At 73.4% G+C, this 26,650-nt stretch carries 19 protein-coding genes; 13 read left to right on the top strand and 6 right to left on the bottom strand.

All coding sequences use genetic code 11. The features are described 5' to 3' along the window. Positions 1–2,718 (top strand): bifunctional acetate--CoA ligase family protein/GNAT family N-acetyltransferase, encoded by a 2,718-nt coding sequence (locus FB388_RS06685; RefSeq protein WP_142098339.1) that lies wholly within the window; start codon positions 1–3, stop codon positions 2,716–2,718. Positions 2,719–2,726: 8 nt separating this feature from the next. Here the strand turns inward: FB388_RS06685 and FB388_RS06690 are convergent, their stop codons facing one another. Next, entirely contained in the window at positions 2,727–4,376 is a 1,650-nt protein-coding gene (locus tag FB388_RS06690) for a fumarate hydratase (RefSeq protein WP_142098342.1), read from the bottom strand. A gap of 182 nt (positions 4,377–4,558) precedes the next feature. Between FB388_RS06690 and FB388_RS06695 the strand changes: the two genes are divergently transcribed. Then, a complete protein-coding gene (locus tag FB388_RS06695; protein WP_142098345.1) occupies positions 4,559–6,934 on the top strand; it encodes a xanthine dehydrogenase family protein molybdopterin-binding subunit in 2,376 nt (791 codons plus the stop codon). 51 nt (positions 6,935–6,985) lie between these two features. On the opposite strand, the gene FB388_RS06700 is transcribed toward FB388_RS06695, so the two are convergent. After that, complete coding sequence (locus tag FB388_RS06700; RefSeq protein ID WP_170225504.1) at positions 6,986–8,248, bottom strand: lactonase family protein; 1,263 nt, start codon at positions 8,246–8,248, stop codon at positions 6,986–6,988. Between the two features lie 212 nt (positions 8,249–8,460). Between FB388_RS06700 and FB388_RS06705 the strand changes: the two genes are divergently transcribed. The 4 genes from FB388_RS06705 to FB388_RS06720 all read left to right on the top strand — a co-directional run bounded on the left by FB388_RS06705 (position 8,461) and on the right by FB388_RS06720 (position 12,677). Further along, positions 8,461–9,291, top strand: a complete 831-nt coding sequence (locus FB388_RS06705) for a fumarylacetoacetate hydrolase family protein (protein ID WP_142098350.1) — start codon at positions 8,461–8,463, stop codon at positions 9,289–9,291. After that, positions 9,288–10,028 carry a maleylpyruvate isomerase family mycothiol-dependent enzyme gene (locus FB388_RS06710; protein WP_246121682.1) on the top strand — a complete coding sequence of 247 codons (741 nt, stop codon included), beginning with the start codon at positions 9,288–9,290 and terminating at the stop codon, positions 10,026–10,028. The genes FB388_RS06705 and FB388_RS06710 overlap by 4 nt, the downstream gene beginning before the upstream one ends. Positions 10,029–10,090: 62 nt before the next feature. Next, positions 10,091–11,506 carry an RNB domain-containing ribonuclease gene (locus FB388_RS06715; RefSeq protein ID WP_142098353.1) on the top strand — a complete coding sequence of 472 codons (1,416 nt, stop codon included), beginning with the start codon at positions 10,091–10,093 and terminating at the stop codon, positions 11,504–11,506. A gap of 70 nt (positions 11,507–11,576) precedes the next feature. Further along, complete coding sequence (locus FB388_RS06720) at positions 11,577–12,677, top strand: glutamate-cysteine ligase family protein (protein WP_142098356.1); 1,101 nt, start codon at positions 11,577–11,579, stop codon at positions 12,675–12,677. Between the two features lie 60 nt (positions 12,678–12,737). Here the strand turns inward: FB388_RS06720 and panB are convergent, their stop codons facing one another. Then, on the bottom strand, positions 12,738–13,571 hold the full coding sequence (panB, locus tag FB388_RS06725) for a 3-methyl-2-oxobutanoate hydroxymethyltransferase (RefSeq protein ID WP_142098359.1): 834 nt from the start codon (positions 13,569–13,571) through the stop codon (positions 12,738–12,740). Between the two features lie 192 nt (positions 13,572–13,763). On the opposite strand from panB, the gene FB388_RS06730 reads away from it, so the two are divergent. The 3 genes from FB388_RS06730 (at position 13,764) to FB388_RS06740 (ending at position 17,799) form a co-directional block, all read left to right on the top strand. Beyond that, positions 13,764–15,347 carry an alpha/beta hydrolase gene (locus tag FB388_RS06730; RefSeq protein ID WP_246121684.1) on the top strand — a complete coding sequence of 528 codons (1,584 nt, stop codon included), beginning with the start codon at positions 13,764–13,766 and terminating at the stop codon, positions 15,345–15,347. A 210-nt stretch (positions 15,348–15,557) separates the two neighbouring features. Next, positions 15,558–16,901, top strand: a complete 1,344-nt coding sequence (gene glnA / locus FB388_RS06735) for a type I glutamate--ammonia ligase (protein WP_142098365.1) — start codon at positions 15,558–15,560, stop codon at positions 16,899–16,901. Positions 16,902–16,959: 58 nt separating this feature from the next. After that, positions 16,960–17,799, top strand: coding sequence for a GNAT family N-acetyltransferase (locus FB388_RS06740; RefSeq protein WP_142098368.1), 840 nt, complete (start codon positions 16,960–16,962; stop codon positions 17,797–17,799). On the opposite strand, the gene FB388_RS06745 is transcribed toward FB388_RS06740, so the two are convergent. Next, positions 17,739–18,044, bottom strand: a complete 306-nt coding sequence (locus FB388_RS06745; RefSeq protein WP_142098372.1) for a hypothetical protein — start codon at positions 18,042–18,044, stop codon at positions 17,739–17,741. The genes FB388_RS06740 and FB388_RS06745 overlap by 61 nt on opposite strands. Before the next feature lie 106 nt (positions 18,045–18,150). Between FB388_RS06745 and FB388_RS06750 the strand changes: the two genes are divergently transcribed. Beyond that, positions 18,151–18,990, top strand: coding sequence for a helix-turn-helix domain-containing protein (locus FB388_RS06750; RefSeq protein ID WP_211361798.1), 840 nt, complete (start codon positions 18,151–18,153; stop codon positions 18,988–18,990). Between the two features lie 21 nt (positions 18,991–19,011). Next, positions 19,012–19,224 carry a DUF397 domain-containing protein gene (locus FB388_RS06755; protein WP_142098378.1) on the top strand — a complete coding sequence of 71 codons (213 nt, stop codon included), beginning with the start codon at positions 19,012–19,014 and terminating at the stop codon, positions 19,222–19,224. A 67-nt stretch (positions 19,225–19,291) separates the two neighbouring features. Here FB388_RS06755 and FB388_RS06760 read toward each other — a convergent pair whose 3' ends face one another. Continuing rightward, positions 19,292–21,763, bottom strand: a complete 2,472-nt coding sequence (locus FB388_RS06760) for a bifunctional lysylphosphatidylglycerol flippase/synthetase MprF (RefSeq protein ID WP_211361799.1) — start codon at positions 21,761–21,763, stop codon at positions 19,292–19,294. After that, complete coding sequence (locus FB388_RS06765) at positions 21,760–23,064, bottom strand: alpha/beta hydrolase (protein ID WP_142098381.1); 1,305 nt, start codon at positions 23,062–23,064, stop codon at positions 21,760–21,762. The genes FB388_RS06760 and FB388_RS06765 overlap by 4 nt, the downstream gene beginning before the upstream one ends. A gap of 151 nt (positions 23,065–23,215) precedes the next feature. On the opposite strand from FB388_RS06765, the gene FB388_RS39260 reads away from it, so the two are divergent. Both FB388_RS39260 and FB388_RS06775 read left to right on the top strand, forming a co-directional pair. Next, a complete protein-coding gene (locus FB388_RS39260) occupies positions 23,216–23,488 on the top strand; it encodes an antibiotic biosynthesis monooxygenase family protein (protein WP_170225505.1) in 273 nt (90 codons plus the stop codon). A gap of 103 nt (positions 23,489–23,591) precedes the next feature. Next, the gene (locus tag FB388_RS06775) at positions 23,592–26,543 is read left to right on the top strand and encodes a bifunctional [glutamine synthetase] adenylyltransferase/[glutamine synthetase]-adenylyl-L-tyrosine phosphorylase (RefSeq protein ID WP_246121686.1); all 2,952 of its coding nucleotides are present in this window, start codon (positions 23,592–23,594) and stop codon (positions 26,541–26,543) included. Positions 26,544–26,650: the final 107 nt, after the last annotated feature.

The raw sequence follows: 26,650 nt of genomic DNA on the forward strand, positions 1-26,650 counted from the left end.
ATGACCACGAGCAGCGACACGGCGGTGCCGGAATCCGACCCGGGGTACCCGCGTCACTGGGAGGCAGATGTCGTGGCCTCCGACGGGGGCATAGTGCACCTGCGCCCGATCCTGCCCGGCGACGCCGACGCGCTGCTGCGGTTCCACCAGAGCCTCTCGGAGCGCACCCGCTACCTGCGCTACTTCGGGCCGTACCCGCGGATCCCACCGCGCGACCTCGAGCGGTTCACCAACGTCGACCACCGCACGCGGGTGGCGCTCATCTGCCTGCTCGGCGACGAGATCATCGCGGTGGGGCGGTACGAGGGGCTGCCGGGGCCGGGCGGGCGGGTCGAGTCGGCCGAGGTCGCGTTCGTCGCGCGCGACGACCACCAGCGTCGCGGCCTCGGTTCGATCCTGCTGGAGCACCTCGCGGCGGCCGCCCGGGAGAACGGCCTGCGCCGGTTCGAGGCCGAGGTGCTGGTGGAGAACCACCAGATGGTCCGGGTCTTCCGCGACGCCGGCTACCAGGTGAGCCGGGAGTTCGCCGAGGGCGTGCTGCACCTGGAGTTCGACATCGACCCCACGGAGCGCTCGCTCGCCGTTCGCGACTCCCGGGAGCAGCGGGCCGAGGCCCGCAGCGTGCACAACGCGCTGCACCCCACTTCGGTGGCCGTGATCGGGGCGTCCACCGACCCGTCGAAGATCGGGCACGCCGTGCTGGCCAACCTGCTGCGCGCCAACTTCACCGGGCCCGTCTACCCGGTGAACCCGGCCACCCGCTCGGTGCGAGGCGTGCGGGCGTACGCGTCGGTCACCGACATCCCCGACGAGGTCGACCTGGCCGTGGTGGCGGTGCCCGCCGCGGGCATCGACGAGGTGATGGACTCCTGCCTCGAGAAGGGCGTCACCACGCTCGTCGTGGTGAGCGCGGGGTTCGCCGACGTGGGTGGGAGCGGTGTCGTCGCGGAGCGGCGCCTGGTGGCCGAGGCCAGGGCGCACGGCATGCGGGTGATCGGGCCGAACGCGCTCGGAGTGGTCAACAACGATCCGGCGGTGCGGCTCAACGCCACCCTCGCCCCCGACCTGCCCGGTGCGGGCCGGGTCGGCTTCTTCTCGCAGTCCGGTGCGCTGGGCATCGCGATCCTCGCCGCGGCGAAGGAACGCGGGCTGGGCCTGTCCACCTTCGTCTCGGCGGGCAACCGGGCCGACCTGTCGGGCAACGACCTGCTGCAGTACTGGCAGACCGACCCGAACACCGACGTTGTCCTGCTCTACCTCGAGACGTTCGGCAACCCGCGCAAGTTCGCCCGGCTGGCGCGGCGGCTCGCGCGCACCAAGCCGATCGTCGCGGTGAAGAGCGGGCGCCACTCCGGCCCCACGGCGGCGCTGGCGGCGAGCGCAGCGGAGATCGACGAGGCCAGCGTCCGGGCGCTGTTCGAGCAGGCGGGCGTGATCCGGGTCGAGACGCTCACCCAGCTGTTCGACACGGCCCTCCTGCTCGCCTACCAGCCGCTCCCGGCCGGGCCGCGGGTCGCGGTGGTGGGCAACTCCAGCGCACTGGGCGTCCTGGTCGCCGACGCGCTGCTCGACGGCGGGATGGAGCTCGCGGGCCCGCCGGTCGACGTCGGCACCGCGGCACCGCCCGAGGAGTTCGCCGCCGCGGTCGCCCACGCGATCCGGGACGACCAGGAGGACGGAACAACGGGCGGAGAGGCAGGCGGGGCCGATGCCCTCATCGCCGTGTTCGTCCCGCCCATCGCGATTCCCGGTGCGGAGTACGCGCGGGCGCTGCGGGAGGCCGTGGCGGGGTCGGACAAGCCGGTGGTCGCGGTGTTCCTCGCCGCCGAGGGCGTGCCGGCGGAGCTGTCGGTGGCCGGGGAGGACGGCTCGCCGGGGCCCGGATCGGTGCCGAGCTACCCCAGCCCGGAGCGGGCCGCGGCGGCGCTCGCGCGGGTCAGCCGCTACGCGAGCTGGCGGGCGCGCCCGGTGGGGGAGTTCCTCAGCCCGCCGGGGATCGACACGGAGCGGGCCCGGGCCGTGGTCGCCCGCCTCGGCGCCGAGCACTCCCACCGGCTCGGCGACGCCGAGAGTGTGGAGCTGCTGGCCTGCTACGGCATCCCGGTCACCGACTTCCGCGTGGTGACCGACTCCGAGGCGGCGGTCGCGGCGGCCGAGGAGCTGGGCTACCCGGTGGCGATCAAGGCGGTCGGCGACCGCTGGCGCCACCGCACCGACCAGGTGGGGGTCCGGCTCGACCTGGACGACCCGTCCGGTGTCCGCCGCGCCCACGCCGACCTCGCCCGGCTCACCGGGCAGAGCGAGGTCTACGTGCAGCGGATGGCCCCGAAGGGGATCTCCTGCGTGCTGGAGATCGTCGAGGACCCGTCGTTCGGGTCGTTGCTGTCGTTCGGGCTGTCCGGGATGGCCACCGAGCTGCTCGGCGACCGTGCGTTCCGGGTCGTCCCGGTGTCCGACCAGGACGCGGCCTCGCTGGTGCGCGCCCCGCGGGCGGCGCCGCTGCTGGCCGGCTACCGCGGCACCGAGCCGGTCGACCTGGCCGCGCTCGAGGACCTGGTGCTGCGGGTGGGGCGGATCGCCGAGGACCTGCCCGAGGTGCGTTCCCTCGTGCTCGACCCGGTGCTCACCTCGCCCGCGGGCGCGTTCGTCACGGGCGCGCGCATCGTCCTCGGCCCGCCGCCCACCCGGCAGGACAGCGGGCCCCGCCGGCTGTCGTAGCGCGTGCCCTACCGGCGGAAGGAGACCTGCATCGTCGGCCGGCTCACCTCGGCGAAGAAGTCGTTGCCCTTGTCGTCCACCACCACGAAGGCGGGGAAGTCCTCCACCTCGATGCGCCAGACCGCTTCCATCCCGAGCTCGGGGTACTCGAGCACCTCGACCTTGCGGATGCAGTCCTGGGCGAGCCGGGCGGCGGGACCGCCGATCGAGCCGAGGTAGAACCCGCCGTACGCCGAGCAGGCGGTGGTCACCTGCTTCGACCGGTTCCCCTTGGCCAGCATCACGAGCGAGCCGCCCGCGGCCTGGAACTGCTCGACGTAGGAGTCCATGCGTCCCGCGGTGGTCGGGCCGAAGGAGCCGGAGGCGTAGCCCTCGGGTGTCTTGGCCGGCCCGGCGTAGTAGACGGGGTGGTCGCGCAGGTACTGCGGCATCGGCTCGCCCGCATCGAGCCGCTCGGCGATCTTGGCGTGGGCGATGTCGCGGGCCACGACGAGCGGGCCGGTGAGCGACACGCGCGTCTTCACCGGGAGGGTCGACAGCTGCGCGCGGATCTCGGCCATCGGCCGGTTGAGATCGACGCGCACGACCTCGTCGGACAGGTCCTCGGTCGTGGTCTCGGGCAGGAACCGGGCCGGGTCGCGTTCCAGCTGCTCGAGGAACACCCCCTCCGGGGTGATCTTGGCCTTGGCCTGGCGGTCGGCGGAGCAGGACACGGCGATCCCGACCGGCAGCGAGGCGCCGTGGCGGGGGAGGCGGATCACGCGCACGTCGTGGCAGAAGTACTTGCCGCCGAACTGCGCGCCGATGCCGAACCCGCGGGTCAGCTCCAGCACCTGCTGCTCGAGGTCGTGGTCGCGGAACGCGTGCCCCAGCTCCGAGCCCTCGGTCGGCAGGGTGTCCAGGTAGCGGGCGGAGGCGAGCTTGGCCACCTTGAGCGTGTACTCGGCCGACATGCCACCCACGACCACCGCGAGGTGGTACGGCGGGCAGGCGGCGGTGCCGAGCGAGCGCAGCTTCTCGTCGAGGAACGCCGCGAGCTTCTTCGGGTTCAGCAGCGCCTTCGTCTCCTGGTAGAGGAAGGTCTTGTTCGCCGAGCCCCCGCCCTTGGCCATCACCAGGAGCTCGTACTTCGGCGCCTGTCCCGGCGCGGTGTACAGCTCCACCTGGGCGGGCAGGTTCGTGCCGGTGTTCTTCTCATCCCAGAACGAGACGGGCGCCATCTGCGAGTAGCGCAGGTTCAGCTCGTCGTAAGCCTCGAAGACGCCCCGGGAGATGGCGCGCTCGTCGTCGCCGCCGGTGAGCACGGTCTCGGTGCGCTTGGCCACGACGATCGCGGTGCCGGTGTCCTGGCACATCGGCAGCACACCGCCCGCCGACACGCAGGCGTTGCGCAGCAGGTCCGTGGCGACGAAGCGGTCGTTCGGCGATGCCTCGGGGTCGTCGATGATCGCCCGCAGCTGCGCGAGGTGCGACGGCCGCAGCATGTGCTGGATGTCGTGCACCGACTCGCGCACGAGCGCGGTGATCGTGGCGGGGTCGATCTCGAGGAAGGTGCGGCCCGCCGCCTCGACGACCCGGCCCGGAGGCAGGTCGAGGAGCCGGTACTCGGTGTCGTCTTGGCCGAGGGGAAGCACGTCGGTGTGGTGGAAACCGGGCACCTGCAGAAGCTAACCGCAAAATGGTCGGGAGGCCGGACCGGCCCCCGACCAGTCCGACCTCCCGTGGTGCGCGCGTCCGGACGGGCCGGCGCGCGAGGTCTCCCGGTGGGAGAGGTTCTCCTGGACAACGGCCCCGCGTCAACTTCTGGGCAGCACCCGCTCGCGGACCGTAGGGTCATTGCATGCCTGGATCGATTCTCGGTACCTCCGTACGCCGCGTGGAGGACCGTGACCTCATCACCGGCGCAAGCACCTACGTCGGAAACCTCGCCCTCGAAGGCGTCCTGCACCTCGCGTTCGTGCGTTCCCCGCTCGCCCACGCCGTGATCACCGGGATCGACACCTCGGCAGCAGCTGCGGCGCCGGGCGTCGTCGCCGTGTACACGGCCGCCGATCTCGACCTGCCGGCCCACCACGGCCTCTTCGTGGTGAACGAGGACGTGCCGCGCCCGCCGCTCGCCACCGACCGCGTCCGCTTCGTCGGGGAGGCGGTCGCCGTCATCGTCGCCGAGTCGAAGGCCGCCGCCGTCGACGCGGTCGAGCTGGTGGAGGTCGACTACGACCCGCTGCCCGCCGTCGTCGACATGGAGGCAGCGCTCGAGCCGGACGCGGAGCTGCAGTTCCCGCAGCTGGGCACCAACCTCGCCAAGGGGGAGCGGTCGGCAGACGCCGACGTGCTCTCCGACGCCGACGTGGTCGTGCGGGCCCGGCTGGTGAACCAGCGCCTCGCCGTGATGCCCATGGAGGGCAACGCGATCGCCGTCCTCCCCTGTGGCTACGAGGGCGCTGACCACGACCTCACGATCTGGGTCTCCACGCAGATGCCGCACGGCTTCCGCGGGCAGGCGGCGCAGCTGTTCGGGCTGGAGCAGGACCGGGTGCGGGTGATCGCGCCCCACGTCGGCGGCGGGTTCGGGGGCAAGGCGGGCATGCTCGCCGAGCACACCGCGGCCGTCGGGGTCGCGAGGGCGCTCGGCCGGCCCGTGACCTGGGTGGAGACCCGCTCGGAGAACCTGGTGTCGATGCCCCAGGGGCGCGGGCAGGTCGCCTACTACGAGCTGGGCCTCACGCGCGACGGCGTGATCACCGGGTTGCGGGCGCGGGTCATCGGCGACGCGGGCGCGTACGCCGGGTTCGGCGGCGGCCTGGTGTTCCTGTCCACGCACACGATGGCCACCGGCGTGTACCGGATCCCGAAGCTCGCGTTCGACGGCGCGGTCGCGCTCACCAACACCACGCCGATGGGCGCCTTCCGCGGCGCGGGCCGCCCGGAGGCCACGGCGCACATCGAGCGGATGATGGACATCGCCGCGGCCGAGCTGGGCATGGACCCGGTCGAGCTGCGGCGGCGCAACTTCATCCGGCCCGACGAGTTCCCGTACGAGACCCTCTCCGGCGTGCGCTACGACGTCGGCGACTACGACCTGTCGCTGCGCGAGGCCCTGCGGCTCGTCGACTACGAGAAGCTCCGTGAGGAGCAGGCCGCCCGTCGCGAGGCCGGTGACCCGGTGCAGCTGGGGATCGGCCTCAGCGTGTACGTCGAGATCACCGGCGGTGCGGGCGACGAGTTCGGCTCGGTCACCGTGCACCCCGACGGCTCGGCGACGATCTCGGCGGGCACCTCCGCCCACGGCCAGGGCCACGCCACCGCGTTCGCCATGGTCGCGAGCGACCGGCTGGGCATCCCGGTGGAGAAGATCCGGTTCGTGCAGTCCGACACGGCCACGGTGCCGCGCGGCGGCGGCACGGGTGGGTCGCGGTCGCTGCAGATGGCGGGCAACGCCGTGGGGGCCGCGGCCGACGACGTGCTCGAACAGGGTCGCAGGCGCGCCGCCGCGATGCTGGAGGCGTCGGTCGACGACGTGCAGCTCACCGACGACGGCGAGTTCGGCGTGGTCGGCGTGCCGTCCGTGACGCTCACGTGGGCGCAGGTCGCGAGCGGGGCCGAGGCCGACGGAGAGCAGATCTTCGCGGGGCTGGACTTCCACCAGGACGGCGCCACGTTCCCCTTCGGGGCGCACGTGGCGGTGGTGGAGGTCGACACGGACACCGGGCAGGTCACGCCGCGGCGCCACGTCGCAGTTGACGACTGCGGGCGCGTGCTCAACCCGCTCCTGGTCGAGGGCCAGCAGCACGGCGGGCTGGCGCAGGGGATCGCGCAGGCGCTCTACGAGGAGGTCGTCTACGACCCGGACGGCCAGCCGCTCACCGGCACCCTCGCCGACTACCGGATGCCGAGCGCGGCCGACCTGATGATGTTCGAGACCGCCAACACCGAGACGCCCACCCCGCTGAACCCGCTCGGGGCGAAGGGGATCGGCGAGTCGGCGACGGTGGGCTCGACGCCGGCCGTGCAGAACGCCGTTGTAGACGCGCTGAGCGCGCTCGGGGTGCGGCACGTCGACCTGCCGTGCACGCCGGAACGGGTGTGGCGGGCGGTGCAGGACGCGCGGGCCGGGCAGCCGGCCGACCCGTGGCGGGAGCCTCCCGCGGTGTTCGCGACGCTCCCGGTCCGCGGCGCGGACGGCGTCGGGGCCGTCGAGGAGGGCACCATCTGACACCGCGACTCGCGGGGCCGGGGATGCCCGTCCCCGCGAGTCGGGGTCAGCTCACAGCGAGACCATGCCGCACCAGAACAGCGGGCCGCCGGTGACGTCGACGTCGTACTTGCGCGCGAACGTCAGCCGTCCGTCGTCGCCGATCCCGAACACCGACAGTCCGGCCGGCACGTCGCGCACCTGATCGCCGTTCCGTTCGGACAGCGGGGCGACGGCCGCGGTCACCAGCATCTTCCCGCTCGGGTGGATCGAGAAGGTGCGTGCGTGGTAGGCGTCGATGCCGACGCTATGGACGAGGGCGGGTTCCCCGCTGTTCTCGTCGATGGAGAAGACGGCCACGGTGTTCTCGCCGGGGCCGTGCACCTTCTCGCCCCCGAAGTCGACGGTGCCGTCGGAGCGGTTGACCACGTAGACGAACCTCCCGCTCGGATGGACGTGGATCGGTCCGAGGTACTGCGCGGGCGCTCGTAGCTCGGGTCGGCCCACCGTCGCCTTCGTGAACAGCGGGGACGGGGTGATCCCGTCGTCCTGGACCCCGTAGGTCAGCAGTTCGTTGTTCCGCTCCATCGAGACGTACATCCACGGCTGCGTCGGGTGGAAGTCCACGTGCCGTGGGCCGAAGGCCGATCCGTCGCCGTTGGTGACCGATTCCTCGTTCGACAGCTGCCCGTCGGAGAACCGGAACACCTTGAGCGCTCCGGGGGCGGCGGGTGCGGTGGCGGTGGCGTCGCTGCCGCGGGCGCTGAGCACGACGAGGTTCCAGGACGGTGGGACCCGGACCTGGTGGGCGTAGGTGCCGGCGTCGACGGGTTCTCGCTGGTCGACCGGGTCGCCGATCGAGCCGTCGGCGTTCAGCGCGTGCACGGTCAGGGTCGAGGGCTGGTTGTAGGCGATCAGGAGATGGCGCCCGTCGGGGTGCACGGTGATGTGGATCGGCCGGTTGTCGAGGGTGAGCGGCCGGTTGAGCTCGGTGAGCCGTCCGGTTCCGCGGTCGATCCGGTACGCGGCGACGCCGTGGTTGTCGTTCGCCGTGGACCGGTTGCTGTAGGCCACGTACATCACCGGTGACGAGGGGTGCACCCAGGTGTACTGCACGAGGTCGGGGGCGCGGATGACGCCGTCCCGGGTGAGGGTCAACGCGTTCTCGTCCACCGCGTACGAACCGAGCTCGGCGCCGACGGAGGCGTAGAAGACGGTGCGGGCCGGCTCGGCCGGAGCGCACGCGACTCCCGTCGTCGCAGTGGCCGCGACTCCCGCCATCAGCACCACGAACCTTCGTCGACCCAGTGCGGGACCCTCGCTGCGCGTGCCCATACCGTCAGCCTCCGTCGGCGCGTCCCGCGCAAGAATGGGGCGCCGATCGATGCCGGTCCAACACCGGTTGGGCATTGTCCGATGCTCCAGCGGTATCCAGGTTCCTGTCTTTCGGTCACGGGTGCCGGATCCGCGGTGTGCGGCCCCCCGATCGTGTGCCACGCGGCCGGCTGGACGAGACTGCCCGCCGTGACGACCCGTGAGGTGAGGGAATGAGGCTGGCGACGATCCGGACGGCGACGGGCAACCGTGCCGTCCGGGTGGATGCGACCGGGGCGGTGGAGACGGGGCAGGCGGACGTCCGCGCGCTCCTGGAACGGCCCGACTGGGCCGCGCACGCAGCTGCGGCGGCCGGACCGTCGCACTCGCTGGACGGCCTGGACTACGCACCGCTCGTGCCGTCGCCCGAGAAGATCATCTGTGTCGGCCTGAACTACCGCGACCACGTCCTCGAGATGGGCAACCAGCTGCCCGACCACCCGACGGTCTTCGCGAAGTTCGCCCCGGCCCTCGTCGGCGCCCACGACGACATCGTCCTGCCGCGCGCGTCGACGGCGATCGACTGGGAGGTCGAGCTGACGGTCGTGATCGGCCGGTCGGTGCGGCACGCCACGCCGGAGCAGGCCGAAGCGGCGATCGCCGGCTACACCGTGCTCAACGACGTGAGCGTGCGCGACTTCCAGCGCCGCACGTCGCAGTTCCTCCAGGGCAAGACGTTCGAGCGCACCACCCCGCTCGGGCCGTGGCTCGTGACGCCCGACGAGCTCCCGGAAGGCGGCTGGGAGGTCTCCACCGTGCTCGACGGCGAGACGATGCAGCGCTCCTCCACCGAGGAGCTCGTGTTCTCGCCGGTGGACCTGATCGTCTACCTGTCCGGCATCGTGACGCTGAACCCGGGCGACGTGATCGCTACCGGCACCCCCGGTGGGGTCGGCCACGCCCGCAAGCCGCCGCGCTACCTCACGGACGGGGCGGAGCTCGTCACCCGCATCGAGGGCATCGGCGAGTGCCGCAACACCTGCCGCCTCGAGGCGGCGCCGTGAAACAGCCTGTGAGGTCTGCGGGCGCCCGCTCCCTGGCCCACACGCTCGCATGGGCCGGCGACGGTGCCGCCCACCTGCGCGGCCTCATGATGCGGATGGGTGAGGACGCGTTCGCGGCGCCGTCCGCGCTGCCGGGGTGGAGCCGGGCCCACGTCCTGACCCACGTCGCGCGCAACGCCGACGCGATGATCAACCTGCTGACCTGGGCGCGGACCGGCGTCCGTACCCCCGCATACGCGAGCCGCGAGCAGCGCGACGCCGACATCGAGGCCGGTGCGCACCGGGCGCCCGTGGAGATCCGGGCGGACGTCGTGGAGTCGTCCGACCGGCTGGCCCAGGTGGTGCGGGCGATGCCGGAGTCCGCCTGGTCGGTGCACGTCCAGAACGCGCAGGGCCGTGACCTGCTCGCCATCGACATCCCGTGGCTGCGTGCCCGGGAGATGTGGATCCACGCCGTGGACCTCGACGTCGGTGCCTCGTTCGCCGACATGCCCGCCCCGATGGTGGTCGCACTGCTCACCGACGTCACCGCCGCGATGGGGGAGAAGCCGGACTGCCCCGCCCTGCGCCTCGTGGCCGAGGACGGTTCCGCGTGGGACGTCGGTGACCGGGCCGAGGCGACGACCGTCACCGGCCCCGCACCCGGCCTCGCCGCCTGGCTGCTGGGGCGCAGCAAGGGCCGCGACCTGCGCAGCTCCGCCGGCAGGAAGCTCCCCGCCCTGCCCCGCTGGCTCTGACGGACCAGTCCGGGCGTGCGCGTCCGTCGCGGTCGCGCGGCGGTCCGTGGGAGGCTCCGGCCGTGCATGCGTCGCCGCGTCCCGCCCCGGACTTCGCCGCCGTCCGCGCCGAGTTCGCGCTCCCCGACGCCTTTCCGCCCGCGGTGCTGGCGGAGGCCGCGAGGGCCGCGGCGGATCGGCCCGGTCCGGGGCCCGGGCGGCGGGACGCCACGGACGTCGAGCTGGTGACCATCGACCCACCGGGTTCGAAGGACCTCGACCAGGCGGTCGGCGTCGTGCGGCGCGGGTCCGGGTTCCGGGTGCACTACGCGATCGCCGACCTCGGAGCGGTCGTGCGGCCCGGCGGAGCGCTCGACGCCGAGGTGCGGCGGCGCGGGCAGACGATCTACCTGCCGGACGGGTCGGTGCCGCTGCACCCGCCGGTGCTGTCCGAGGACGCGGCCAGCCTGCTCGCGGACGGGCCGCGCGCGGCGGTGCTGTGGACGTTCGACCTCGACGACGCGGGCGAGCAGGTCGCGATGTCCGTGGAGCGGGCGGTGGTGCGGTCGCGCGCACGGCTGGACTACGCGGGCGTGCAGGCCGACCTGGCGGCGGGCCGGGTGCACCCGGCGCTCGCCGCGCTCCCCGAGCTCGGGCCGCTGCGCCGGGCGCACGCGTTGCGACGCGGGGCGATCGAGCTGGAGCTCCCCGAGCAGGAGGTCGTGCCCGACGGGTCCGGCGGCTGGACCGTGCGTGTGCGCCGCCGGCTCGACGTGGAGTCGTGGAACGCGGAGATCTCCCTGCTCACCGGCATGGCGGCCGCCCGGATCATGCTCGACGCCGGCGTCGGCCTGCTCCGCACGCTCCCGGCGCCGGATCCCGATTCGCTGGGCGCGTTCCGCCGCGCGGCGCGCGAGCTGGGCTTCGGCTGGCCCGATGACGCGCCGGTGGCCGAGCTGCTCGCGGGGTTGCCGGCGGACACGCCTGCCGCTCTCGCGGTGCGCCGCGCGGCCACCACGCTGCTGCGCGGGGCGGGCTACCGCGCGTTCGACCGCTCCGCGGGCACGCAGCCACCCGCCGATGCCGGGCACGCCGGAGTCGGGGCGCCGTACGCCCACGTCACGGCCCCGCTGCGGCGGCTCGCCGACCGGTTCGCCACGGAGGTCTGCCTGGCGGTCACGGCAGGCACCGAGCTGCCCGAGTGGCTCCGGACGGCGTTGCCGACGGTGCCCGACGCGATGGACGAGTCGGACACGCTGGCCTCGCGCGTGGACCGGGCCTGCATGGACCGCACCGAGGCCGCGCTGCTCTCCGGGAGCGTCGGGCGGGAGTTCGACGGGGTGGTCCTGCGCGCGGACGGCGATGGCGGCGAGATCTACGTGCCCGACCCGCCCGTGCTCGCGCACTGCGCGGGTGCGCTCACGGCGGGCGCGGTCGTGCGCGTGCGGCTCATCGCCGCCGATCCGGAGACCGGCCGGATCGAGTTCGCCGCGGCCTGATTCGGCCCGTCCGGCGCGGCTACTCTCGCCTGCGGCGGGCGGTCCGCCGACGACCCCGGGAGGTGGGCCGGTGCCCGAGCGTGCGTTCCGCTACGGCATCGAGCACGAGATCGCGCTCGTGCACGTCAGCGGTGGTTTCGCGGACTACACGACGACCACCTTCGACGAGCTGCAGGCCGTGGTGGACGTGCTGCCGGAGGACCCGGCCGACTACCCCGACCTGCGCGTCGGTGACCAGGGGATCAAGCGCAAGCGGTGGTACGTCGAGGGCTACGAGCGGTTCGACGAGCGTGGTGGCCTCGTCCGGTGCGACCCAAAGGGCCTCGAGATCCGCACCCGCATCCACGACTCAATCGAGGACACCGTCGCCGCGCTGAGCGCCGACCTGCAGCTCCTGGACGCGGAGCTGGCCCGCACCGGGCTGCGCACCACGACGATCGCGTTCAACCCGGTCCGCTCGGAGTACCGGATCGAGCCGCCGCTGAACGCGTGGGAGCAGGCCCACCGGCAGGACTCGCCGGAGGAGCGCACGGCGCACCTGCACATGTCGACCTACGGCCCGGACCTCAACCTGTCCTGCGCCGACCTCGACGAGCGGGCGGTCGTCGACGCCGGGCGCAAGCTCACCCACTACAGCCCGTGGCTCGTGCCCTTGTCGTTCTCCTCCCCGTTCCGCGACGGCGGGCCGTGGGGTGGGCTCTCGGCGCGCACGGCGGTGCGCACCGGGGTGCGGCCCGCCGCGCTCGTGTTCCTCTCCGGGCCGGACGGGCAGCTCGACGCCGACCCGTCGCTCACCCAGGTGGCGCGCCTGCCCGCAGAGGTGGGCCGGATCGAGTTCAAGGCGTTCGACGCCTGCCCCGATCCCGAGCTGTACGGCGAGCTGCTCTCCCTGCTCACCGGCGTGGTGCTGGACGAGACGCTGCCCGGCCGGCGCACCACGCCCGACGCGGGCCTGCACAAGCACGTGGCCGGGGTGGGGCTCGCCGACGACGACGTGCACGCCGGCACCGGCGAGCTCCTCGACGCGGCCGAGCGGGCCCTTGCCGACCGGCCGGCCGACCTCACCCGCCTCGCCCGGCTGCGCGAGCGCTGGCTCCGGCGGGAGTCCCCGGCCGACGCGATGCTGGCGTTGTACCGCGCAGGCGAGCCGGTAGCAGGGCTGCGCCCCTGACCATTCCGACGAACGGCGCGTTTCGTCGGAACCTATCCGACCAACGCGCCGTTCGTCGGATCAGGTGTAGGAGTGCTCCTCCGCCGGGTAGCGGCCTTCCGCCACCTCCGCGCCGAACCGGCGTGCCGCCTCCAGGAGCACCGCGCCCACGTCCGCGTACTGCTTCACGAACCGCGGCTTGCGTCCCCGGTTCATGCCGGCCATGTCCGACCAGACGAGAACCTGCGCGTCGCAGTCCGGGCCTGCGCCGATCCCGATCGTCGGGATGTCCAGCTCGGCCGTGACGCGCTTCGCGACGTCGGCCGGCACCATCTCCAGCACCACCGCGAACGCGCCCGCCCGCTGCAGGGCGATGGCGTCCTCGACGAGCCGGTCGGCCGCCTCGCCGCGCCCCTGCACGCGGAACCCGCCGAGCGCGTGCTCGCTCTGCGGGGTGAAGCCCAGGTGCGCCATCACCGGGATGCCCGCGCCGACGAGGGCGTCGACCTGCGGGACGAACCGCGCCCCGCCCTCGAGCTTCACGGCGTGCGCGCCGCCTTCCTTCATGAAGCGGAACGACGTGGTGAGCGCCTGCTCGGGGCCGGTCTGGTAGCTGCCGAAGGGCAGGTCGGCCACCACGAGCGCGCTCCGAGCGCCCCGCGACACGGCCTTGACCAGCGGCAACAGTTCTTCGACTGTCACCGGCAGGGTGTTCTCGTAGCCGTAGACGTTGTTGGCGGCGGAGTCGCCGACGAGGAGCACCTTGATGCCGGCCTCGTCGAAGATCTCCGCGGTGTAGGCGTCGTAGGCGGTGAGCATGGCCCAGCGCTCGCCGCGTTCCTTGAGAGCGTGCAGGTGCGGGATGCGGACCCGCTTCGGCCGCTCGACGGTGCGGTACGGGGACTCCTCAGACATCGCTGTCCGTCCTCCCTCGAGGCCCGTGCGGGTCCCCGGGTCGTCAGGTGATGACCTGGAGAAGCGTGACACCGCGGGCGGAGCGCGAGCGTGCTGCTGGGACGAGGTTCACACGGCCGGGAACTTCGCTAGCCGGACGCGCCCGCAGCGGTTCACCGGGCCGGAACGCCCGGCGCTGGCATGCTTGGCGCCGTGCTCGACGCTCTGCGCCCCTTCGCCGTCGCCGCCTGCTCCGCCGCGCTCGCGCTGTCGGGATGCAGCCAACCGGCGGCGCCTGCGGTGGTCCCGCAGCAACCGGCGCCGGCGAGCGAGCTCACGCGCTTCTACGACCAGCAGCTCAGCTGGGGCCCGTGCGTGGACTACGCCAGTACCCCTGCCGACCGCGCGTCGTTCGACGACGAGGCGCTGCAGTGCGCACGCCTCGAGGTCCCGCTCGACTACGCCGCGCCGGAGGGTCGCACGGCCCAGGTCGCCGTGCTGCGGCACCGGGCCACGGGCGACCGGATCGGATCGTTGCTGGTCAACCCGGGTGGACCGGGGGCGTCCGGGATGAGCCTCGGCGCGACGATGTCGCGGCGGCTCGCGAAAAGCCCGCTCTCCGAGCGGTTCGACGTGGTCGGGTTCGACCCGCGGGGCGTCGGGGCGAGCACGCCGACCATCGACTGCCTGAACGACGCCGAATGGGAGGTCGAGCGCGCCGACCTGGACATCGACCCGTCCCCGGAGGGCGTCGCGCAGACGGAGGCGGAGAACCAGCAGTACGCGCAGCGGTGCACCGAGCGGTCCGGCGGCGCCGACGTGCTGGCGAACGCCGGCACCCGCGACGTGGTCCGTGATGTCGACATCCTGCGCCAGGTCCTCGGCGACCAGAAGCTGACCTACCTCGGCTACTCCTACGGCACCCGCATCGGCTCCGCGTACGCGGAGGCGTACCCGCAGAACGTGCGGGCGCTCGTGCTCGACGGCGCGCTCGACCCCGAGCAGACCACCGTGCAGCGCACCGTCGACCAGAGCGCAGGATTCCAGCAGGCCTTCGACGCCTTCGCCGCCGACTGCGCGAAGGAGCCGAACTGCCCGCTCGGTCAGGACCCCGCGCGGGCCACCGCCAACTTCCAGGCGATCACGCGGCCGCTCATGGACCGGCCCGCGCCCGCCGACGGCGGCGCCCGCACGCTCTCCTACCCGGACGCGGTGACGGGCACGATCCAGGCGCTGTACCTGTCGGACTTCTGGCCGCTGCTCACGAGGGGGCTGTCCACGCTCGCCTCCGGCGACGGCACGATCCTGATGCGCCTCGCCGACATGTACAACGATCGCGACCCGGACGGGCACTACGGCAACGGCATCGAGGCGTTCGTCGCCATCAGCTGCGTCGACGAGGAGCGCATCACCGACCGGGGTGAGCAGGCCGAGCTGATCCGCCGGTCCAACGAGATGGCGCCGTTCCGCGACGACGGCCACGGTGTCGTCGCCGCGCTCGACCCGTGCGCGTTCTGGCCCGCGCCGCCCACGAGCGAGCCGCACGTGCCCCAGGTGGAGGGGCTGCCGCCGACGCTCACGGTCTCGGTCACGGGCGATCCCGCCACCCCATACCAGGCAGGCGTGGACCTGGCGAAGGCGCTGTCGGGGAGCCTGCTGTCGGTCGAAGGGGCGCAGCACACGGCGGCGCTGCAGGGCAACACGTGCGTCGACGACATCGTCAGCGCCTACCTCATCGACCTGCGGTTGCCACCCGAGGGGGCCCGCTGCAGCCTCGCACCGACTCCCGGTAGGTGACGCAAGTAACACCCCGCGCCTCCTCACCGAAAGGCTGGTGGGGCCGGTGAGAATGAGGGGCGCACCGCAGGGTGCGGGCCGGACCATGGCAGCGCCCGTCCGGGCATGGACGGGCGCTGTCGCACGTCCGGGGGTGCGAGTGGCTCACATCGCACGCGTTGAGTAGGTAGGAAACATGTCTGTAACCCGACGTTCCTAGGCTCGGCGCCCATGGACCGACAGCAGGAGTTCGTGCTCCGCACGCTCGAGGAACGCGACATCCGGTTCGTCCGGCTCTGGTTCACCGACGTGCTCGGGTTCCTCAAGTCGGTCGCGGTGGCGCCTGCGGAGCTGGAGGGGGCGTTCGCCGAGGGCATCGGGTTCGACGGATCCGCGATCGAGGGCTTCGCGCGGGTCTACGAGTCGGACATGGTGGCCCGGCCCGACCCCTCGACGTTCCAGGTGCTGCCCTGGGAGAACGCGCCCGGCGAGCACTACTCCGCCCGCATGTTCTGCGACATCGCCATGCCCGACGGCTCGCCGTCGTGGGCCGACCCCCGCCACGTGCTGCGGCGTGCGCTGTCGCGGGCCGGTGAGGCGGGCTTCACCTGCTACGTGCACCCGGAGATCGAGTTCTACCTGCTGCGCGGCCTGCCGTCCGACGGGTCGCGGCCGGAGCCTGCCGACTCCGGCGGCTACTTCGACCAGTCCAGCCACGACGTCGCACCGCACTTCCGGCGCAACGCGATCGAGACCCTCGAGTCGATGGGGATCTCCGTCGAGTTCAGCCACCACGAGGGCGGGCCCGGTCAGCAGGAGATCGACCTGCGCTACGCCGACGCCCTCACGATGGCCGACAACATCATGACCTTCCGGTACGTGGTGAAGGAGGTCGCGCTCACCCAGGGCGTGCGGGCGTCGTTCATGCCCAAGCCGTTCTCCGAGCACCCGGGCTCGGCGATGCACACGCACTTCTCGCTCTTCGAGGGCGACCGCAACGCCTTCCACGACCCGGACGACCCCTACGAGCTCTCCGAGACCGGCAAGGCGTTCGTCGCCGGGGTGCTGCGGCACGCCCGGGAGATCAGCGCCGTCACCAACCAGTGGGTGAACTCCTACAAGCGGCTCATCGTCGGCGGCGAGGCGCCCACCGCGGTCTCGTGGGGCCATGCCAACCGGTCGGCGCTGGTGCGCGTGCCGATGTACTCGCCGGGCAAGGCGTCCACGCGCCGGGTGGAGATCCGCACGATCGACAGCGCGTGCAACCCCTACCTCGCCTTCGCCGTGATCCTCGGCGCCGGCCTCACCGGTGTGCAGAAGGGGTACGAGCTGCCGCCCGCCACCGAGGACGACGTCTGGTCGCTCACCGAGACCGAGCGCCGCGCACTCGGGTACGAGGCGCTGCCGCAGAACCTCACGGAGGCGCTGACGGTCATGGAGCACTCGGAGCTCGTGGCCGAGATCCTCGGCGAGCACGTCTTCGACTTCTTCCTGCGCAACAAGCGCAGCGAGTGGGACGGCTACCGCCGCCAGGTCACCCCCTACGAGCTGGCGACGTACCTGCCCGTGCTCTGAGGCGGGTTGCGGCGAACCGGCTTTGCCGCAACCGGGCGGACGCGGCAAGGTCGGCGTCGTGGAGATCGTTCTGCACGACGACGCGGCCGCTTTCGCCGCCGCCGCCGGTCCGCTCCTGGAGGCCGACCCGCTGCGCCACACCATGGCGCTCACCGCGCTCGACGGGATGCACCGCGGCGGTGAGCCGAGCGCGGTACTGCTCACGGTGCACGAGGCCGGGGAGGTGACGGGCGCTGCGCTGCGCTCGCCGGGCCGCCCCACCCTCGTCTCCGCCGTGCCACCGCGGCTCGCGCCCGCGGTGGAGCGGGTGCTGGCGGAGGCCGATCCGGCCGCGGGCGGGGCGAGCGGACCGGTGGCCGAGGCCGATGCGTTCGGCGCTGCCCGGGCGGCGCGCACCGGCTGCCGGGCGGAGCCGGTGATGCGGATGCGCTTGTTCGCGCTGGACGTGCTCACGCCCCCGTGCGCGGTCCCCGGCCGGGTCCGCCGCGCCGAGGCAGCGGACGTCCCGCTGCTCGGGACGTGGCGCAGGGCGTTCGGCACGGAGGCCGGGCACGAGGAGCTGACCACCGCGGAGGCGGAGGAGCAGGTCGTCCGCGCGATGCGGCTCGGCGCGGGTGAGCTGCTGTGGGAGGTCGACGGCGCGCCGGTCGCGCAGGCCTGTGCGAAGCCGGTGATCGCCCGCGCATCCCGGATCGGACCCGTCTACACCCCGCCGGAGCACCGCGGGCACGGCTACGCGGCGGCGGTGACGGCCGCCGCGTCGCAATGGGCCCTCGAAGCGGGCGCGCAGCGGGTAGTGCTCTTCACCGACCTCGCCAACCCCACGACCAACCGGCTCTACCCCCGCATCGGGTACCGCCCCGTGCACGACGCGGTGGAGCTGAGGTTCACCTCTTGATCAGGGGCGAGCCGGACCGCCCCCTCCCGGCTCTGCGCGCGGTGCGCCTGCTGCGCCGCCCCGGCCAGCTCCGCGAGCCGGCAGGGCGAGCGCGGCGCGACGTTCATGCTGCTCGGACAGCCGCGGCAGCGCCCGTCCGGCCCGGCGACGTGCACCACCAACAGCTGCGACCACAACCGGGTCCACCCGGCGATCACGATCCCGGCCTCGGTGATGTGGTCCCGTGGTTTCCCCTCGATCTGCATGCCCCAGGAGGGTCCGGGTGGCCGGCGTGGGCCGGATCTTTCACCTGGCACCGCCCACTGCCACCATGAGTCGTCGACCGGTCGCACAGAGCAGGGAGGGTGGGGCTTGCGCAGCGGTGCCCTGGTCCGGAGACGTCAGCTCGCCCGCACCCTCCGTGCGCTGCGGCTGCACGCCGGCCTGACGATCGAGGCGGCCGCGCCGCAGCTCGACGTCTCGGCGAGCAAGCTGTCCCGCATCGAGAACGCCCACCAGGGCGTCGACGTGCACATGGTGCGCAGCATGCTCGACCTGTTCGACGTCGGCGGGGCGCGGTGGACCGAGATCCTCGACCTCACCCGAGAGGCCAGCGTCAAAGGCTGGTGGCGGGCGTACGGGCTGGACGACAAGTGCTACGTGCCACTGGAGGCGGAGGCCAGCACGGTCCGCGACTTCACGGTCACGTACGTGCCCGGCCTGCTGCAGACCTCCGACTACGCCCGCGCGATGTTCGAGTCATCGCTGCGCAGTCGCTCGAAGGAGACCCTCGAGCGCGAAATCCGAGTGCGAATGATCAGGCAGGAGCGGCTCACGTCCACCATCGACCCGCTCCGCCTTGCGGCGATCATCGACGAGCCGGTGCTGCACCGCCCGGTAGGCGGACCGACAGTCATGCGCGCTCAGCTCCAGCACCTCGTCGAAGCCGCGGCGCTCGACTCGGTCGAGCTGCAGGTGCTGCCGACCGGCACCGGCGCCCACCCCGCCATGGGCGGGGCATTCACGGTCCTGAGCTTCGAAGGGCTCGGGGAGCCCGACATGGCGTACGTCGAGCACCCGATGGGGTCGGTGCACATCGAGAAGAAGGAGGACGTCGGCAGGGCTAGGCTGGTGTTCGACCACCTGCGTTCGGTCGCACTCGAGCCGCCCGAGTCGGTCGCGTCGATCGAGCGGGTGGCCGCGCAGACGTAGTCGCGACCGCGAGAGGTGCCAATGCCCGCCCCGATACCCGCCGGCGTCGTCTGGCGGAAGAGCACCTTCAGCGGGAGCAGTGGGAACGGGGACGGCTGCATCGAAGTCGCGGTCATCCCGGGCGGGATCGCCGTCCGCGACACGAAGGACCGCGCCTTGCCCCCGCACCACCACTCCGCGCACGCCTGGGGCGAGTTCCTGGCGGGGATCCGCGCAGGCGAGTTCGAGGCCTGACGCTCCGCCACGTTCAGGAACGCCACGTTCCTGAACGTGCAGGACAGGAACGTGGCGTTCCTGAACTTCAGCGCAGCCGCGACAGCAGCCGGGCCGACTGGCGGGCCGTGACCTCCGGCAGGTAGGCCCGGGCGATCGCAAGGCCGATGGCGGGGAGTGCGGCCGGGTCGGGGTAGCAAAGGTGCAGGGGCCGGTACTCCGGCTGGAACTTCGCCTTGAACGCGAGCAGCGACCGGAACCCGTACACCGGTTCGAGTGCGTGACCGATGACGTCGAGCAGGCGTTGCAGGGCCGCTGGCTGCTCGCCGCGGTCGAGCCGGGCGAGCGGGGCTCCGGACAGGCTCAGGAACTGCGCGTCCTCCTCCTGGAACCGCAGCACGGCCGAAGCGATGAGGAACTCCATCACGCCGCGGAAGCCGCTCTCGCGGCGGCGCATGAAGTCGAGGGTCCAGCCGACGACGGCCCCGTCCCGGTGCACGGGCAGCCAGCTGGTGACGCCGTGCACGGTGCGGTCGGCGTCGACGGCGAGCAGGCAGCGGACCTCCGGGTCGGCGAGCTCGTCGAGGCCGCCGAGGGTGAAGCCCATCTCCGGAAGGCCCTTGTCGGCCACCCACTCCTCGCTGATCGCCCCGATCTGGTCGGTGAGGGCGAGCGGGGCCTCGGCGTAGCGGATCCATTCGGCGGTGATCCCCGCCTTCGCGGCGCGGTTGAGCGCGGTGCGGACGTCCTGCCACTTCTTCCCGGTGAAGGCCAGCTCCGGCAGCGCCAGCACGGTCTCCTCGGCGACCTGCACCGAGCTCCAGCCCAGTGCCTCGCACGCCTTCCGGGTGTCGTCGGTGACGCTGTAGAGCGCGGGCGTCCACCCGTGTTCCTGGCAGAACGCGGCGAACCGGGCGACGGTGTCGCCGGTTGGCGTGCCGATCGGGTCGGCGGTGGTGAGCGCGACGGAGCCGATCACGCGGTGGGCGATGGCCGCGTCGCCGTGGGTGTCGAACCAGTAGGAGTTGCCGTCCCACGTGGAGAGCCAGCCGAGGTTGGAGCCGCCGCGCCGCGCCAGCTCGCGGGCCCGCTCGGCGTCCCCTGCGCCGGGATCGGCGCGCGGCCGGCGGAACGTCGCGAGCAGCCCACCGGCCACGACCAGCCAGAACACGACGCCGGTCCACTCGAACAGGAGGGTGGCGAGGTAGCCCTGGGGCAGGAAGTCCGGGTCGACCTCGCCGAGGTAGCCGGGTGGCAGGAAGCGCTCCGGCAGGTCGGCGAGCAGCCGGCCGATCGTGGGCGGCCGGTCGAACTGGTCGGCGACGGCGGCGCCGAGCAGCACGTACGCCGCGCTGACGGCGGCGAGCACGGTCAGCGAGGTGACGAGCAGCTCGCGGTAGGTGCCGGTGGGGGCGCGCACGGCGAACCGGTCGCGGGTCCACCACAGCAGCACGGCCACGGCGAGCGGCAGTAGCGGTGGCAGCGTCAGCGCCAGGATCCGGCGGGCGCCTGGCGCGGCCTGGTAGACCATCAGCTGCTCGACCGGGGTGGACACCACCAGCACGGCGAGCAGCACGCCCAGGGCGGCGAGCGCGAGGTTCAGCGCGATGCCGACGACGAGGGCGGCGCGCCGTCCGTGGCGCAGCCCGTCGGCGACCACGAGTAGCAGCAGCACCGGCACCACGGACGCCAGCGCGGGGCCGATCCCGGACAGGCGCAGCTGCGCCTGGAGGCTCCGGCAGGCGTCGGCGTCGCCGGTGGCGCAGATCTGCTGCACGGTCAGCGCGTCGGGTGGTGGGGAGAGCACCACGAACTGCAGCACGGAGAGCGGGCCGATCGGGGCGTGCGCGATCGCGGCGACGATCGGGCCGACGGCCGAGGCCGCCACCACGAGCGCGATGAGCACCCGCACCTCCGTGCGGCTGGCGGGGCCGGGGTGCCGTTCTGGCCTGCCGAGCAGCCGGCCCGCGGCGAGCCCGACCAGGCCGGAGCACAGCATGATGACCTCCGGCAGCTCGCCGGAGTACGCCACCAGCATCGCCAGCGCGGCCAGCATGAGCAGTCGCAGCCTGCGCCGCCACAGCGCCGACAGCGTGCTGCTCGCGGCGAGGACGAGCCCGACGGCGCCGGGGGCCGCGCCCACGACCAGCTCGGCGGCCAGGTCGGACGGCCAGCCGCTGCCCGCTGCCGCGCCCGCTCCGACGGCGGTCAGCGCGACCAGCGTGCCGACGACCTGCGTCCCGACGAGCAGGGCGGCCGTGCGGTAGCTCCCGATCCGGTGCTCGGCCAGCGCCCCACCGAGCAGCACCAGCGCGCTCGTGATGACGGCCGCGCCGATGGTGCCCCACCAGAGCATCGCCGAGAGCGGGGTCCACCAGCGGCCGGCCTCCAGCGCGCGGACGCCGGTGCCGACCCGTTCCATCAGGCGGTCGTTCGGTCCGCCGGGAAGGCTGCGCGTGGCGAGGCCGTACGCCCAGACCATCGCGACGAACGCGAGGGAGAGCGGCGCCCGCCGGATCACCCGCACCAGTGACCGGGCGAGTCCCAGCAGTCCGTTCACGGCGTCATCCCCAGCCGGGTGGCGAGCCAGGGAAGGGCGTCCTCCAGGCCCGGGCCCCACACCTCCCAAGTGTGCCCGCCGGGCTTCACGTCCAGCTGCACGTCCATGCCGGCGGCCTTGCACGCGGCGAGCACCCGCTGGGCCTGCGGTCCGTAGATGCTGTCCTGCTGGCCGGCGACGAGGAAGCCCGCGGTGTCCGGGAACTGCTTGCGCGCCATGACGTCGAGCGGGTTGACGGCCGCGAAGGCGGCCTCGTCCCCGCCGAACGCGGCCTGGACGGTGGTGGCGTGGTCGCCGAGCGACGGCTCGGCCTCGCCGGAGATGTCGACGAAGGTGGGGTACACCTGCGGCTCGTTGACGGCCATCTGCAGCGAGCAGGTGCCGCCGTTGGAGAACCCGCCGATGGCCCAGCCCGATGGATCGGGGTCGACCTGCAGGGTCTCGCGGATCCAGGCGGGGACGTCGACGGACACGTAGGTGGCGGCGTTGCCGAGCCGCGAGTCCATGCACAGCGGGTTGTCCAGCGGGGTGCCGAGGTGGTCGGGCATCACGACCACCGGGGCGAGGCCGTCGTGGGCGGCCGCGAAGGCGTCCATCCGGTCCGCGAGCCCGCCACCGTCCAGCCAGTCGTCGGGCGATCCCGGCTGGCCGGACAGCAGCACGAGCACCGGCAGCTGGGCCCGGGGCCGTGACAGGTAGGCGGGCGGCAGGTACAGCCGTGCGGGCCGCGCGGCGAATCCCGACACCGTGGCCGGGATCGTCACCTCGGTGACGATGCCCTTCGCCGGCATCCCGGCCGGCGGGCGCCAGATGGCCGACAGCGGCAGCCCCGACCGGGTGCCGATCACCTGCTCGCGCAGCGGGACCTGCGTGAACGGGATCTCGTCGACGGCGGGGAGCCCCAGTGCGGTGCGCAGCGTCGGGAACTCGCGGTACACGACGTTCATCCCCTGGGCGGACCCCAGCACCACCAGCACGACCGCCACCACCGCGCCCGCGCGGCCCGGCCAACGCCTGGGGCGCATGCCCAGCGCGGCCAGCCCGATCGCCGCCAGAACGGCGCCGACGAGCAGCAGTCCCGACAGCGGCAGCGGGTCAGGGAACGGTTGCCACACCTGGTTGACCAGCACCGCCAGCAGCGCGGTCAGGCCGGCCGCGCCGAGCAGCACCGCGGGCACCGTCCGCGTCCACCAGCGGCGCGAGCGGCGGGCGAGCAGGAAGAGCCCGCCCGCCACCCCGGCGACGCCGGCGGCGACCTGGATGGGGCCGCTCAGGAGCGGCGCGTCGAGCAGCCCGGACACGAGCCGAGCCTGCCACCCCGGAGGTCCGGGCCGGCCGTCGACACGTCCCCCTCCGGTGGCATGCCGAGCAGATTGTCACCAACGGACGTTGGCAAACCGGCCAGCTTCGCCTACAGTTGTTGGCACAACCTGGACGAAGGGGAAAGCGATCATGCCGCATGTGCTCGTACACCAGCGGGTGGAGGAGTTCGACCGCTGGAAGGAGGTGTTCGACCGGCTCGGGCCCACCCGCGCCGCGGCGACCTGCCGCAGCACAGTCCTGTTCCGCAACCGGGAGGACCCGCACGAGGTCGTGGTGCTCTTCGAGTTCGACGACCTGGCTAAAGCCCGGGAGCACATGGGCAGCCCCGAGCTGCGCGCCGCGTGGCAGGACGCGGGGGTCACCGACCCGGGCACCCGCACGATCCTCGACGCGGTCCCCTGACGAGGTCCGAATGACGCGAGTCGCGGTCTGAGTGCGCGCGAGTCGCGGTCTTCGCCGAGACCCACACTGTGGATGTGGGCCACAGCGGGGCAGGATCAACCCCGTGACGCGCACGGGTACCTCGCTCGCCCGGCTGGGGCTCACGGAGCCGTGGGCGGAGGCCACGGTCACCGCGCTCGGCTGGTGGGCCGGGGACAAGCCGGCCCCGGGCGCCGAGGCCATCATGTCGGCGCTCGGCCGCAGCCCCGACCCGGACCTCGCACTCCGTTCCGCGGAACGCCTGCTGAACGCAACGCCGGACCGGCAGGACCTGGACGCCGCGCTGCGCGCCGACCAGGTGCTGCGGGGACGCCTGCTCACGCTGCTCGGCAGCTCGACGGCGCTCGTCGACCACCTGGTGGCCCACCCCGACCGGTGGCACCGGCTCACCGGGTCCGCGCCGCAGCCGGGGGAGGGCGCGCGGGAGGCGCTGCTGCGGGCGGTCGGGGTCGGGGCGGACGTTCTCACGGGCGCCGAGGCCGTCACCGCGCTGCGCGCGGCGTACCGCGACGAGGTGCTGGTGCTGGCGGCCGCCGACATCGCGGCGGTCGGGGAGCCGGACCTGCCCGTGCTCGACGTCGCCGACGTGGCCGCCCAGCTCGCCGACCTCGCCGCCGCTGCGCTGCAGGCGGCGCACGCCGTCGCGATGGCGGAGAACGACGCCGACGGCCGGCTCGCCGTGATCGCGATGGGCAAGTGCGGCGGGCGCGAGCTGAACTACGTCAGCGACGTCGACGTCGTGTTCGTCGCCGAGCCGGCCGACCAGCAGATGACCAGGGTGGCCAGCCGGCTCATGCGCGTCGCGGGTGACGCCTGCTTCCAGGTCGACGCCAACCTGCGGCCGGAGGGCCGGCAGGGGGCACTGGTGCGAACGCTCGACGGCCACGTCTCGTACTACAAGCGGTGGGCGAAGACCTGGGAGTTCCAGGCGCTGCTCAAGGCGCGGCCGGTGGCGGGCGACCCCGAGCTGGGCGCGGCGTACGCGGACGCGGTCGCCCCGCTGGTGTGGAACGCGGCGGGGCGTGACGACTTCGTCGCGGACGTGCAGGCGATGCGCCGCCGGGTGGAGGAGCACATCCGTCCCGACCACGCCGAGCGCGAGATCAAGCTCGGGGTGGGCGGGCTGCGCGACGTCGAGTTCGCGGTGCAGCTGCTGCAGCTCGTGCACGGCCGCAACGACGAAGCGTTGCGGTTGCCGTCGACCCTCGACGCGCTCACCGCGCTCGCCGACGGCGGGTACGTCGGCCGCGAGGACGGGGTCGACCTCGCCACGTCCTACCGGTTCCTGCGCCTCCTGGAGCACCGGCTGCAGCTGCAACGGATGCTGCGCACCCACCTCATGCCGGCCGAGGACGACGTCGACGGGCGACGCTGGCTCGGGCGCGCTGCCGGACTGCGTCCCGACGGGCGGCGTGACGTGGTCGGCGTGCTGAACGCGGAGTGGTCACGCACGGTGCTGCGGGTGCGCCGGCTGCACGAGAAGCTGTTCTACCGGCCGCTGCTGACGGCCGTGTCGCGGCTGCCGGTCGACACCGTGCGGCTGTCGGAGAAGGCGGCGGCCGCCCGCCTCGGCGCGCTGGGGTGGGCCTCGCCGGAGGGTGCGCTCGGACACCTGCGGGCGCTCACCTCGGGTGTCTCCCGGGCGGCCTCCATCCAGCAGACGCTCCTCCCGGTGCTGCTCGACGAGCTCGCGCAGAGCCCCGACCCCGACCGCGGGCTGCTCGCGTACCGGCGGGTGTCGGAGGCGCTCGCCGAGACCCCGTGGTACCTGCGGCTGCTGCGTGACGAGGGCCTGGTTGCGGGGCGGCTGATGCGCCTGCTCGGGACGTCCGCCCTGGTGCCGGACCTCCTGGTGCGCGCCCCGGAGGTGCTGAGACTGCTCGCCGCGCCCGTGGCGGGTCAGGCCGACGAGCTGCGCCGCGAACCCGAGGACTTCGCTACGGCGCTGCGCACCACGGTCGCCCGGCAGCACGATCCGGACGGTGCCGCCGCCACCGCGCGCTCACTGCGCCGGCACGAGCTGTTGCGGGTCGCGTCCGCCGACCTGCTCGGCCTGCTGGAGGTCGACGAGGTGTGCGCCGCGCTCAGCTCGGTGTGGGTGGCTGTGCTCCAGGCGACGCTGGACGCGGTCCTGCGCGCGGCCGGCCCCGGGCCGGCACGGCTCGCCGTCATCGGGATGGGCCGGCTCGGCGGGGCGGAGCTGGGGTACGGCAGCGACGCCGACGTGCTCTTCGTCTGCGAGCCGGTGGGCGGGGCGTCCGACCACGAGGCCGCGAAGTGGGCCACCGGCATCGCCGAGACGGTCCGGCGCAAGCTCTCCGCGCCCACGCCCGACCCGGCGCTCGTCGTCGACGCCGACCTCCGGCCGGAGGGCCGGTCCGGGCCGCTCGTCCGCACGCTGGAGTCGTACCGCGCCTACTACGCGCGCTGGTCGGAGCCGTGGGAGGCGCAGGCGCTGCTACGCGCGACCGCCGTGGCGGGCCACGAGGACCTCGGGAGGCGGTTCCTGCACATGATCGACCCGATCCGGTACCCGGCTGCAGGCATCGACGCCGCGACCGTCACCGAGATCCGCCGGATCAAGGCCCGCGTCGACGAGGAGCGGCTACCTCGCGGCGCCGACCGCAGCACGCACACCAAGCTCGGCCACGGCGGGCTCGCCGACGTCGAGTGGACCGTCCAGCTGCTGCAGATGCAGCACGCGGGCGACGTGCCGGAGCTGCGCACGACGTCCACCCTCGAAGGGCTGCAGGAGGCCGTGGAGGCGGGGATCCTGCAGCGGGAGGACGCCGACGAGCTCGCCGCAGGCTGGCGGATGGCCACCCGCGCGCGCAACGCCGTGATGCTGGTGAAGGGCAAGCCGGGCGACCAGGTGCCCCGCACCGGCCGGGAGCTGGCCGCGGTCGCCTCCGCCCTCGGCTACCCGCCCGGCGACCCCGGCGTCTTCCTTGACGACTACCGGCGCGCCACCCGCCGTGCCCGCGCCGTGGTGGAGCGGGTCTTCTACGGCTGGTGAGAATGTGTTTGAGAAGCCCGCATGTGGGCCGCAGCCGTCGGTGGTCCAGCAGGCCCCGGCTGCCCTCGGCGCCCCGCTCCGCGCTTCTCGAACTCATTCCGAGTCAC

Source organism: Pseudonocardia cypriaca, from assembly GCF_006717045.1.
GTDB lineage: Bacteria > Actinomycetota > Actinomycetes > Mycobacteriales > Pseudonocardiaceae > Pseudonocardia > Pseudonocardia cypriaca.

Bases quoted from the DNA above. Each gene is read 5' to 3' on its own strand.
- FB388_RS06685 (WP_142098339.1), top strand. From the start codon at position 1: ATGACCACGAGCAGCGACACGGCGGTGCCGGAATCCGACCCGGGGTAC.
- FB388_RS06755 (WP_142098378.1), top strand. From the start codon at position 19,012: ATGCCCGCCCCGATACCCGCCGGCGTCGTCTGGCGGAAGAGCACCTTC.
- FB388_RS06700 (WP_170225504.1), bottom strand. From the start codon at position 8,248: ATGGGCACGCGCAGCGAGGGTCCCGCACTGGGTCGACGAAGGTTCGTG.
- FB388_RS06695 (WP_142098345.1), top strand. From the start codon at position 4,559: ATGCCTGGATCGATTCTCGGTACCTCCGTACGCCGCGTGGAGGACCGT.
- FB388_RS06705 (WP_142098350.1), top strand. From the start codon at position 8,461: ATGAGGCTGGCGACGATCCGGACGGCGACGGGCAACCGTGCCGTCCGG.
- panB (WP_142098359.1), bottom strand. From the start codon at position 13,571: ATGTCTGAGGAGTCCCCGTACCGCACCGTCGAGCGGCCGAAGCGGGTC.
- FB388_RS39260 (WP_170225505.1), top strand. From the start codon at position 23,216: ATGCCGCATGTGCTCGTACACCAGCGGGTGGAGGAGTTCGACCGCTGG.
- glnA (WP_142098365.1), top strand. From the start codon at position 15,558: ATGGACCGACAGCAGGAGTTCGTGCTCCGCACGCTCGAGGAACGCGAC.
- FB388_RS06745 (WP_142098372.1), bottom strand. From the start codon at position 18,044: ATGCAGATCGAGGGGAAACCACGGGACCACATCACCGAGGCCGGGATC.